We start from the raw sequence: 12,898 nt of genomic DNA on the forward strand, positions 1-12,898 counted from the left end.
GTGCTGAAGTGGTCGACGACGGTTGGAGAGACTGAGTCAAAGCTTGCGGGGCTTACAAGGAATATAGAGGATATCCAGTACAAGTGGACGGAGTATTTCGAACCGTATCTGCCGAAGTCTGAGAATGCGGGAGTTGCTGAAAATACAGATGGTGCAGGCGTGGCTGCTGCGGCATGGCAGGACGGAATACCGGAGGAATACAAGGAGACTTTGGACATTTCAGATGAACGGCTTGAACAGGAATTTATGGCTATGCTGGCGGTTTCAAAGGAGCATGCGCCGGATCTTGAGGACAAGAAGAAGCTCATGGATGCGCTGAAGAAGTCAATGGACAGAATACAGAAGACCATAGAGAAGAGAGGCTTTGACATGGCGGTATTTGCCGGGGCAGGAGAGCTCTATCCGACGTCTGAGGACAATCTCAGGGAGATGGACGATGAGCTGGCAAGGCTCACGTTGATAGAGGCGTCGCTGATGCAGCAGCAGAAGGCTGACCAGAAGGCGTATAGCAAGCTTGAGGGAAGCATAGAGTATGCGATAGAGAACATCAACCGCACATACGGCGATGGCAGCTATGTACGTGAGGAGGTATCTGCAGCCGATGCAGATACAGCCATAGCCAATGGAGATGCGGTGCTTGCGGATATGAACCGCATATTCAAAGAAGCTGAGAAGGCGTACAGCGATTACTATAAGCAGTATGGTTTCATGGTGGATCTGTACAAGGATGTAAAGAGAATAGTCGATACAAATGACATAGATGTGTCCGGTGGAAATGTACTGGATGAAGACATGGATACCCTCAGACAGTTATTTGAGACAAGTCTCATGAAGTACGACAGGAGCATGAAAGCCCTTGACCGCGCGAAGAATGAAATCATGAGATTCAAGGGACAGACGGCGGATACACTAGTGGAGATGGGTGTATTCGAGATGGCCAATACGATCAGACAGGATGTGCAGGTTCCGGATACCTACAGTCAGACAAAGGAACTTCTGGCAAATCTTCTTCAGATTATTGAGTTCATCAAGCTGGAGAAGGAGCGCGTTGAGAAGGGTATCGAGGATATGGTTGCCATCAAGGAGAACTTCGAGAATCAGTGTGTACAGAGATGTATGGATGTGAAGACTGAGCTTGAGAAGCTTCCAAAGCTGTCACGTATCACGGTGGGCGATGATGTTATCAAGATGGTCGATCTCACCATACCTTACGTGAAGGATGAATTTGTAAAGCAGAGGATGTCTGATTATATAGATGACATAGTGAAGGGTGCGGATGCCTACGAGGATGAACGAAAGAGGATCAAGTACATCCGTGACTGTCTGGGACTCAAGAAGCTGTTCGGTGTCATGGTCACAGATATGAATGCCATCAGACTCAATCTCTACAAGAGGGAGAGGATAAAGGAGCAGAGCCGGTATCTAAGGTATGAGGAAGCTGTTGGAAGTACAGGACAGTCCCAGGGTATCTACATCCAGTTCCTGGTTGCTGTCATCAACTATATTGCAGGAATGTACAGCCTGGCACCGGAGGAGTCGGTACAGTCTAAAACAATATTTATTGACAACCCGTTTGGTGCGGCGAAGGATATATACATATGGGAGCCTATATTTGCCATGCTGGCAGCCAACCATGTGCAGCTCATCGTACCTGCCCGTGGCGCGACCCCGGCCATCACAGGACGCTTTGATGTGAACTATATCCTGGGACAGCAGATGGTGGGCGGAAAGCAGCAGACGGTAGTGGTGGACTACACCAGTAAGACGGATCAGGAAGAACTGGAATATCAGGAACTTTCCTATGAGCAGGCGACCTTCGACTTCATCTAGGGGGATTCAGGTTATGAGTTTCACAGTTTGCCTGAGTGATGTGACATTAAAAATGCGGTATATAGACGTAAGATGATAACATTTAAAATTCTATAAGGGAGAATGTATTATAATGACTTGGAACAGGAAACAGCTTAGAAAAGGAGCGTGGAACACGGTATTTAAGCGGGGACTTATGGCTTGGATGGCTATGGTCGCTGTGTGTTTTATTTTCTCTTATCTTGGGGTAGATGATTCTTCCCAGACAAAATTCGTGAAGGGAATAGATCAGGTGCTTGGACAGGAGACCGAGCATGAGGCTGACAATGTGACCATACTCAAGGAGTATGTAAAGAATATGCCGATGATTGAGCATATGTCGGAGAAAAAAGCCGAGACAGTAGCCCGTGTGATAGACTCGGTGACGGCGAAGCAGACCTGGATCATCAAGCTTTTAGGCGCCAACACGGCATATGTGGAGAGAAATCCCGGCGAGGTCATAGTGATGCTCCTGATATCTGCTCTTATCATGGCTGTTGTCCATTTCTTTATACAGAGTGCGGCGATAGTGGGCAAATGCCGTTATGCCATGGAGTGCAGATACAGTGACAAGGTGTCCGTCAACCGGATGTTTGCACCTTTCCACAGACATTATTTACTCAGACTTATGTGGGTCATGTTCTGTTACAATGTTGTTATGACACTCTGGTGGCTCACGATAATCGGTGGTGTGTACAAGTATTATCAGTATAGGATGGTTCCATATCTCCTGGCGGAGAATCCAAGACTCAAGTGGAGAGATGCGAAGAACATGTCAAGGGAGATGACGAGAGGCTATAAGTGGAAAATGTTCCTGACGGATCTGTCATGCATCCACGTGTGGATGATCAAGGCTATACCGGTTGCAGGACTTCTGGTAGCATTACCGTTTCAGATGGAGCTTGATGTGGAGATGTACTTCTGGTTCAGACAGAATATAGGTGTGGAAAATTTTGTCGAGGAAGCATTCAATGCTGCACCATATAACAAAAAAGCTATCGAGGCTGCTTATCAGTCGGCAGGAGACGCGGGAGTTGCTGAGGTATGGACTAAACCGGCCTATATTCTCCAGGATGTCGCGGTCGAGGTGCCTGAGGGAATGAAGGTGAAGAGTGAATACAGTCTCAGGGACTTCATTTTCTTCTTCTTCGTGTTCTGTTTTATAGGATGGCTTTGGGAGGTCTTGCTCTATATAGTTATGGATCATGTTCTTGTAAACCGTGGGACCATGTATGGACCGTGGCTGCCTGTGTACGGAGTCGGCGGCGTTGCTATTATATTCCTGCTTGACCGCTTCAAGGCAGATAAAGCAAAGCTGTTTGCTATGGCTATGGTGGTATGTGGAATCATAGAATTTATAGCGAGCTGGGCACTGGATTTCTTCTTTAACTCACAGTATTGGGACTACAAGAACGAGTTTCTTAATGTAAATGGAAGAATATGTCTGGTGGGACTTCTTGCATTTGGTTTGGGCAGCCTGTTTGGAGTGTATATAGCGGCACCGAAGCTCAGTGAATTTCTGAATTCCAAGAGCAAAAAAGTGCAGAACATTATATGTATCACATTGTCGGTATTGTTTATCATAGATCTGATATGCTGTGCCATCTTCGGATTTAACAAGGGCGAAGGAGTTGGCGGCACATTATAAAGAGAAGGAACCAATATGACGAAGTCATATAAAAAGGAGGAACCAATATGACGGATATACAGAATGGTAAAATGATTGATCCGGGGAAAAAGTCCTGGAATATAAAGGCAGGAGTATTCAGCTCCTGTATGCTGCATATCATTGCGATGACATGCATGCTCAGTGATCACATGTGGGCAACGTTGTTTCCGTATGTGGATATACTTACGTGCATAGGAAGAATAGCATTTCCGATATTTGCGTTCATGATAGTTGAGGGATTTTACCATACCAGTAATTTCCGCAGATATCTGTGCAGAATGCTGATATTTGCGGTGATATCTGAAGTTCCATTTGATCTTGTGTCCGGAGACAGTGTCCTGTATCTGTTTCATCAGAATGTACTTTGGACATTTCTCATAGGATTACTGCTGATAGCATTGATAGACAAGGTAAGGAAAACGGGCAAGGTATGGCTGTGGATCCCGGTTGCGATTGTTGTGACTCTTGTGGGATATGTGATAGGAACGATCACCATGGTTGATTTCTATGGAGCGGGAGTTGTCATGGTTATAATGTTCTATCTGTTCCGGGGCAAGGAACCATGGAAATTGATAGCACAGCTCGTGTGTATGTATTATATCAATGCACAGCTGCTTAGTGGATATTGTTATACATTTAGTATAGCGGGACATAGCTTTGAATTCCCGCAGCAGGCGTTTGCGCTCATCGCATTGCCGGTGATATGGCTATACAATGGAAAACTGGGATACCATAAGAAGTGGTTTAAATACTTCTGTTATGCATTTTATCCGGGACACTTGCTTGTATTGTACATAATCTGGCAGATGGTGATGTAGACATGGTATGAGCAGAGAATCGGTGGTTTTTGCAGATATTGGGGAAAAGGAGAAATAAGATGAATGCAGCTCATAAGATAGTGGTTTTGGTTGGCAGTATATTCCTTGCTGTCGGTGTTTTCGTGGGAATTATATTTGCAATTGTGGCGGAGCCTGGCAAATTCCCCCTGGCTATGCTGAGCCTTCCGGGAAGTTTCTTACTGATCGGTGGGGGAATGGACATAGTGGTGGCGATATTGGTTCACAACAAGAAGATGATAGTGAAAAAGGGCGTGAGGTATCCTGCAAAGATATATGGATACACGGAGAATACTTCTGTCAGGGTGAACAATACATATATGATGGACACAATCGTGCATTATTTTGACAGCTACCATGTTGAGCGGGAGGCTATAATACCAACTGGATTCACAAGGGGTGCCGGCATGTACCCGATAGGTCTGACGATAGATATATTTGAGTACAACGGCAAATACGGCTATGATCCGGATTCAGTAAGGGATGAGAGGCTTCCTGGTGAGGAAGAGCTCATGGACGACAAGCCGGTGGCACCGGATAAGCTGAGACTTGTGGCGGTCAGATGCCCGAATTGTGGTTCGAGTTTCCGTGCAGCGACTGGATATTCCAGCAAATGTCCTTATTGTGGAAATTACTTGAATGTGAATATGTAAGCCTGAAAAGAGCGTGGGTGAGTCGAACCCACGCTCTTTTTTGCTTGCGTGGATTACTGTACATGACCATGTTTTAGCATGAATTGCTCATCGCCATAAATGTGCAGTGACGCGAGAGGCTTGTGTTATGCTGTATGTGCTATGCGTTGCAAGTGTTATTGTGTCATGTACTATTGCGGTATGTGCGGTTGTGGCATGCGTTATTGTAACATGTGCTGTTGAAACATGTACTGTTGTGTCATGTGCTATGTGAGGAAGGCAGCTTGCTTTTATGACTATACGTAAAAGAGCACAAAATTGTATCTTTTTCCTTAAAATAAGTTTATTAGATACAAAAATTCTAAAACTTGTATCTATTTGCATATTCTAAGTTAAAGAGGGATAATTTTATGCGCAAAACAGATGGAAAACAACCAAAAGATAAAAACAAGCTGTTATAGGAAGTGCCACTAAAACGCCGCTAAGCCACCGTATAGAATATGTTATCACAGACCATTCCGCCCTCCAAACTTGCCGGTGACAGGTGAAAATTGCCCAGTAAAGCAAGCTAAACCATCACTATTAAGTCAAAAATATCCTAATATATAACTATTAATCAACCGCTATTGGTAAAAATATCTATAAAAATTTTGATAAATCACAAAATTTTGCTAATTAATCCAAAAATATTCTATTCTTTCAAATCCCGTATCAACTTATAATGAGTACAGTCAATGAGGCAAGACGAAAAAATAAAACACACAAAGCCAAAGGATGTGTTAAGTTTCAGAAAACTTAACATGCAGCATCAGCCCTTGCCGAAGGCAATTACAAATGGGCTGATGTTCAAAGAACAGGAGGGAATGTAATATGAGAAAAAGAAGAATTTTAGCTGTAGCAGCAGCTGCAACACTTGCTTTATCAATGGTAGGATGTGGATCAGGCGGAAGCTCAAGTGGCGGAAGCTCAAGCAGTGGAGTAGCCAACAAGGACAAGCCACTTTGCTGGTTCAACCGTCAGCCATCTAACAGTTCAACAGGAGAGCTTGACAAGGACGCTCTTAGCTACAACAAGGACACATATTATGTAGGATTTGATGCTAATCAGGGTGCTGAGCTCCAGGGCCAGATGGTTCTTGATTACATCAAGGCAAATGCAGCAACGATCGATCGTAACGGTGATGGAGTCATCGGATATGTACTTGCAATCGGTGATATCGGACACAATGATTCAATCGCACGTACAAGAGGTGTTCGTTCAGCACTTGGCACAGGCGTTGATGCAAGCGGAGCAGTTGATTCAACACCAGCCGGAACAAACGTAGATGGTAAGGCAACAGTAGTACAGGATGCTAAGCTTGATGTTGATGGCAAGACATATACGATCAGAGAGCTTGCATCACAGGAGATGAAGAACTCAGCAGGAGCTACATGGGATGCAGCTACAGCTGGTAATGCAATAGGAACATGGACAGCATCATTTGGTGATCAGATCGATGTAGTTGTTTCAAATAACGATGGTATGGGAATGTCAATGTTCAATGCCTGGGCAAAGGACAACAAGGTTCCTACATTTGGATACGATGCTAACAGCGATGCAGTTGCAGCAATTGCAGAGGGCTACGGCGGAACAATTTCACAGCATGCAGATGTTCAGGCTTACCTGACACTGAGAGTTCTCCGTAACGCACTTGATGGTGTAGATGTTGATACTGGTATCGGTACAGCAGACGAGGCTGGAAACCAGCTTGAGGAAGGTGTTGACTACAGATACAGCGCAGACGAGAGATCATACTACGCACTGAATGTGGCAGTAACAGCAGACAACTATCAGGATTTCACAGATTCAACAAAGGTTTATGACAAGGTTTCAAAGCAGCTTGACTCAAGCAAGAGCCCAAGCAAGAAGGTATGGCTTGATATCTACAACGCTTCAGATAACTTCCTGAGCTCAACATACCAGCCACTTCTTCAGAACTACGATGACCTTCTTAACCTGAATGTAGATTACATCGGTGGTGATGGACAGACAGAGTCTAACATCACAAACCGTCTTGGTAACCCAGGCGAGTACGATGCATTTGCAATCAACATGGTTAAGACAGACAATGCAGCATCATACACATCAATTCTCTCTAAGTAATATAAGTTACCTGGATGATTGATCAATAGGAAATGATTTAACTCAGAGGGGTGTCAGACTAAACATTTGATACCCTTCTTTTACGAAGAAAAGGAAGTAGAGATATGGCAGAAGATAAGAATAAATACATCTTATCGATTCAAGGCATGAGCAAATCATTCGGCAGAAACAAGGTCCTTAACCATATTAATTTGAATGTTAAACCTGGTTCGATCATGGGACTTATGGGTGAGAATGGTGCCGGTAAATCGACAATGATGAAGTGTCTCTTCGGAACCTATCAGAAGGACGAAGGCACAATAATATTAGATGGAAAAGAAGTAAATTTCTCTGGCCCTAAGGATGCACTCGAGAATGGAGTTGCGATGGTTCATCAGGAATTAAATCAGTGTCTTGAGAGAAGCGTTGTTGACAACCTGTTCCTTGGACGTTATCCAAAGAACTCTCTTGGAGTCATCGATGAGGGCCGTATGAAGAAGGAAGCTTCAGACTTGTTCAGAAAGCTGGGTATAACGGTCAATCTTACACAGCCGATGAAGAGAATGTCAGTTTCCCAGAGACAGATGTGTGAGATCGCAAAGGCTATCTCGTACAATTCCAAGGTAATCGTACTTGATGAGCCTACATCATCGCTGACAGCACCTGAGGTTGCAAAGCTTTTCAAGATGATGAGACAGCTCAAGGAGCAGGGAATTTCCCTGATCTACATCTCACATAAGATGGATGAGATATTCGAGATCTGTGATCAGATATCAGTTCTCCGAGACGGTAGTCTGGTCATGACAAAGGACAGCAAGGACACCAACATGAATGAGCTTATATCAGCCATGGTTGGTCGTTCACTTGATAACAGATTCCCACCGGTCGACAATACGCCGGGTGAGACGATCCTCTCAGTACAGGGACTCTCCACAAAGTATGCACCGAAGCTCCAGAACATCACATTTGATGTGAAGAAGGGTGAGATATTCGGTCTCTATGGTCTGGTTGGCGCAGGTCGTACAGAGCTCCTGGAAACTATATTTGGTATTCGTACAAGAGCAGCAGGAAATGTAATGTATGGTGGCAAGATCATGAACTTCACCGGTCCAAAGGATGCTATGGATCACGGATTTGCCCTCATCACTGAGGAGAGAAAGGCAAATGGTCTCTTCCTCAAGGCAGATATCACCTTCAATACCACCATTGCAAATATGAACCACTACAAGAGCGGCGTGGCACTGTCACATGACAGCATGGTTCGTGCCACAGCTGAGGAGATCAAGGTCATGCACACCAAGTGTATGGGACCTGACGATATGATCGCCAACCTGTCCGGTGGTAATCAGCAGAAGGTTATCTTCGGAAAATGGCTTGAGCGTTCACCAAATGTATTCATGATGGATGATCCTACAAGAGGTATCGATGTAGGAGCCAAGTATGAAATATATGAGCTTATAATCAACATGGCAAAGCAGGGCAAGACTATCATAGTTGTCTCCTCTGAGATGCCGGAGATCCTGGGTATCACAAACCGTATAGGTGTTATGTCAAATGGACACCTTGCCGGAATTGTAAATACCAAGGAGACTAATCAGGAAGAATTGTTAAGACTTAGTGCTAAATATTTGTAATAGAGAGGAGCATGGATATGGCAGATAAAAATATGATCCTTTCGGCTGATGCAGAGGAAAAACTCCTTAAGCCGATTGATGAATATGTTGGAAAGATACAGGCTCAGATCGATGAACTTCGAGTTGATGGATCTGACAAGGTTCGTAGTTTGAAGAACCATATAGCTATCGCAAAGGAAGATAAGAATTTATCAAAGGAAGAAAAGGATAGCATAATCGCAAAGGATAAGGCAGCCCTGGAGAAGGCAAAGGCAGTTGAGGCAGCCAATAAGGATAAGGTTGCAAAGCTTATCGCTGACGCAGAGGGATACCTTAAGGAGCATTATGACAGCGAGTACTACAGCAAAGTAGTGGCAAGCTGCGAGACTGAGAAGGCAGCAGAAAATGAGTCCTATGAGAGAGTAAAGGCAACACTCAAGACAGAGCATGAGCAGACACTTGCAAAACTCTCTGATCCGGAAGAGATCAAGGACGAGAAATATGTATACAAGAACAAGCTCTTTGATGCACAGATGACACATGAGTCAAGACTTCAGGAGATTAAGGACAGAAAGCATGATGCATTTTCACACAAGTATCATCTGATAGATCTCCTTAGAATGTCCAAGTACACATTCATGCAGAGCAGAGCACAGAAATTTGAGAATTACAAGTACACATTCAACACAACACAGTTCCTTTACAAGAACGGTCTGTATATAGTAATCGTGTTGATATTCATTGCACTTTGTATCATCACTCCAATTGTGAAGAACACACAGCTCCTCACAGTTACCAATATACTGAACATACTTCAGCAGGCATCACCTAGAATGTTCCTGGCACTCGGCGTTGCGGGACTTATCCTCCTGACCGGTACCGATCTTTCGATTGGACGTATGGTTGGTATGGGTATGGTTACAGCTACCATTATCATGCACAATGGTGCAAATACAGGTGGTGTGTTTGGACACATATTTGATTTCTCAAGTATGCCGGTTGTAGGAAAAGCATTATTTGCACTTGTTGCATGTATTATCCTCACAACAGTATTTTCAAGTATTGCAGGTTTCTTCATGGCGAAGTACAAGATGCATCCGTTCATTTCAACAATGGCGAACATGCTGATCATCTTCGGACTTGTAACATATGCGACAAAGGGTGTTTCATTTGGTGCTATTGATTCAGCAATACCAAATATGTTCATCCCAACAATAGGAAACTTCCCAACTATTATCATTTGGGCAGTAGTTGCAATCGTAGTAGTATGGTTCATCTGGAACAAGACTACATTTGGTAAGAATCTGTACGCTGTAGGTGGAAACCCAGAGGCAGCAGCAGTTTCAGGTATATCAGTTTTCAAGGTAACACTTGGCGCATTCATCCTTGCCGGTATCCTTTACGGATTCGGATCATGGCTTGAGTGTAACAGAATGGTTGGTTCAGGTAGTGCAGCTTATGGACAGGGCTGGGATATGGACGCCATAGCAGCCTGCGTTGTTGGTGGTGTTTCATTCACAGGTGGTATCGGTAAGATCTCCGGTGTTGTAACTGGTGTTCTTATCTTCACATCACTTACCTACTCACTTACCATTCTTGGTATTGATACAAACCTTCAGTTCATATTCGAAGGTATCATCATCCTTGCCGCTGTAACTCTTGACTGTCTCAAGTATGTACAGAAGAAGTAAGGAACAACAAATTTAACTCTCACAAAACCTTTATATAAAAAGCCGCTCGGATCGTCTACAGGATGGATTGAGCGGTTTTTTTCATAAGGAGGGGCCCGCATAAGCGGGAGGATTCCTTGTGAAGTGCACGAAGTGCACGCATGACGCAAGGCATGTGGATTGATGGACGCTGTATCTGCCCGGCTGATGATGTCTGCATTTATATACTGTGGCATCACGTTCCCCTTCCCTCACTTCAGCTTGCTTTTATCTGCACACTGCTTTGACCGCGATAAGGGCAATGCGGTCTCCGCAGTGGCAAAAAGCGCTGAAGCTCAGTCGTGTTCACTATCGATGTCGCAGTATATAAATGCAGCCATGCATGCAGCCGGGCAGATACAGCTGTTCGTGGTGGAAGGAGAAGAAATTATCAGTCGCGTCTAGCTATCGATTAGGTGGTATGCATAAAAGTGGCAGGCGCATGCAAGGAAGGCTGGCCTGTGGAGATATTTATATATTGTGAATTTCTGGACGAGTGTTCCGCTTCCTTCGCTCTATTTTCCTGCAAGGGTTATATGTGGGGGAAGTTACAATTTTATCCTACAGCAGCTATTTTGTTGGAGATAGGGAAAATATTCCAGATTACGGGAGGGCAAGATGTTCAGCCATAAACAAGCTGGATCCTAAGCTGGAAACAGGCAAGGTTTCGAGTCACGGACAGGTGAGGAAAATTTCTTGACGGTATAGATGAAGAAATAATAATAAAAGTACAGATATTCTCTGCGGTATTTGATATAATTACACTGCTGGAAAAGACCGGTGAACCGGGTGGCATTTGATATATAGAAAGGATTTCTGTTAGATGGATAAATACAAGGTTATCCTTGTCGATGACGAGGAAGAGGTTATAGATGTTATAGAGAGAAAGATCCACTGGGATATGCTTGGGTTTGATGTTGTGGGAAGTGCCAACAATGGTGTGAAGGCTCTTGAACTGGTGGAGAAGCAGCAGCCGGATGTGGTCATAACGGACATCAAGATGCCGTATATGGACGGTCTTGAGCTATCTAGACGGCTCAACAATGATTATCAGAATATACACATCATCATATTCACAGGATTTGATGAGTTTGAGTATGCCAAGGAGGCGGTGCACCTTGAGATAGAGGAGTACATGCTCAAGCCTATAAATGCCTTAGAACTCTCGGACTGTCTGAAGAGGGTCAAGAACTCTCTGGACAAGGAGAGGGAGGAAAAACTGAATGTAGAAAAGCTTGCAAATTATTTCAATGCATCTCTGCCTGTTCTTCAGACAAATCTGTTTGTATCACTGATAGAGGGCAGAGTGAGCGAGTCGGATTATGAGAAATTTCTTGTAGCATACCAGATCGATATGAAGGGACCGCTTTATTGCTGCGCGGTTTTTCATACATCGGAGCATCACGTTCCAGATGGAATGAACCCGCTACTGTTGTCAATGTCGGTGGAACAGCAGATCAAGGACAGAATTGCTGATACATGGAAATGCAAGGTATTTACATATCTGGGCAACTCAGTGCTCATCATCGAAATAGCCTCAGAGGATGCCATGGCAGAGCTGACGGATGCCTGCGACAGATTCTGCAGATGGGCTTACCGAGTCATGGGTGCCGTGGTGACTGCCGGTATTGGCAGGGTGTGTGACAGTCTCCTGAATATCAATAATTCATATGAGGGTGCCAGGGAGGCGGTATCATACAGGGTCTTATACGGAACCCAGAGGGCTATAAATATTGCTGAGATCGCACCGAAGGAGCAGAAGGCCGCAGTACAGTATGAAGATGCAAATATGCATGAACTTATCAAGTCAATATATCTTGGCAAAAGAGATGCCATTGAGGGAGCGGTACATGATGAGATAGAGAAGCTGCACAGATCTGCACAGACCATGAACAGGTACAAGCTGACGCTCATGGAGATGGTAGGAACGTTCTACAGATTCTGCGCAAATAATTTTATAGATTTTGATAATTTTTCAGGTGGGATCAGCAACCCATACGAGAAGGTTCCTGAGATGGATGAAGTTACCCTCACAGCATGGCTCATAGACACATCGATGGCGATCGGCGAGGAATTGAAAAATGCCAGAAATAACACGTCCAGAAGAATGGTAACGGATGCCCAGAATATGGTAGTTGACAGGTATATGGAGCCCGATCTGTCGCTGGATACGGTGTGCTCAGAGCTTGGTGTGTCCAATTCGTATTTTTCATCAGTGTTCAAGAAGGAGACAGGCAAGTCATTTATCTCGTATCTGACGGATTACAGGATGGATCACGCAGCCAATCTCATACTTGAGACAAATGAGAAGAGCTATAAGATAGCAGAGCAGGTGGGATATCAGGATGCAAATTATTTCAGCTATGTGTTCAAGAAGAGATTTGGAATGTCGCCATCAAAGTACAGAACTGAACATACGGGGAATAAGTAGAGCAGAGAAAGTATAAGGGGAGTAGAATTGTTTTGAAGA

General features: G+C 44.4%; 7 protein-coding genes and 1 pseudogene. All 8 read left to right on the forward strand.

All coding sequences use genetic code 11. From position 1 onward, the window contains the following. A pseudogene (locus AB5150_RS12945) lies at positions 1 to 1,830 on the forward strand (hypothetical protein); the annotation flags it as partial. Between the two features lie 112 nt (positions 1,831 to 1,942). Then, positions 1,943 to 3,496: a DUF975 family protein gene (locus AB5150_RS12950; RefSeq protein ID WP_368291994.1), complete on the forward strand. Its 1,554-nt coding sequence runs from the start codon at positions 1,943 to 1,945 to the stop codon at positions 3,494 to 3,496. 47 nt (positions 3,497 to 3,543) lie between these two features. After that, positions 3,544 to 4,335 carry a TraX family protein gene (locus AB5150_RS12955; protein ID WP_368291996.1) on the forward strand — a complete coding sequence of 264 codons (792 nt, stop codon included), beginning with the start codon at positions 3,544 to 3,546 and terminating at the stop codon, positions 4,333 to 4,335. A gap of 59 nt (positions 4,336 to 4,394) precedes the next feature. Beyond that, complete coding sequence (locus tag AB5150_RS12960; protein WP_015534396.1) at positions 4,395 to 5,006, forward strand: zinc-ribbon domain-containing protein; 612 nt, start codon at positions 4,395 to 4,397, stop codon at positions 5,004 to 5,006. 849 nt (positions 5,007 to 5,855) lie between these two features. After that, entirely contained in the window at positions 5,856 to 7,127 is a 1,272-nt protein-coding gene (locus AB5150_RS12965) for a substrate-binding domain-containing protein (RefSeq protein ID WP_022217414.1), read from the forward strand. A 104-nt stretch (positions 7,128 to 7,231) separates the two neighbouring features. Continuing rightward, positions 7,232 to 8,740, forward strand: a complete 1,509-nt coding sequence (locus tag AB5150_RS12970) for a sugar ABC transporter ATP-binding protein (RefSeq protein ID WP_015534393.1) — start codon at positions 7,232 to 7,234, stop codon at positions 8,738 to 8,740. Positions 8,741 to 8,757: 17 nt separating this feature from the next. After that, a complete protein-coding gene (locus AB5150_RS12975; protein ID WP_022217415.1) occupies positions 8,758 to 10,410 on the forward strand; it encodes a branched-chain amino acid ABC transporter permease in 1,653 nt (550 codons plus the stop codon). An 841-nt stretch (positions 10,411 to 11,251) separates the two neighbouring features. After that, positions 11,252 to 12,859 carry a response regulator gene (locus tag AB5150_RS12980; protein WP_368291998.1) on the forward strand — a complete coding sequence of 536 codons (1,608 nt, stop codon included), beginning with the start codon at positions 11,252 to 11,254 and terminating at the stop codon, positions 12,857 to 12,859. Positions 12,860 to 12,898: the final 39 nt, after the last annotated feature.

It is taken from the genome of Coprococcus sp. RTP21281st1_F1_RTP21281_210402 (assembly GCF_040915325.1).
GTDB classification, from domain to species: Bacteria; Bacillota; Clostridia; order Lachnospirales; family Lachnospiraceae; genus Coprococcus; species Coprococcus aceti.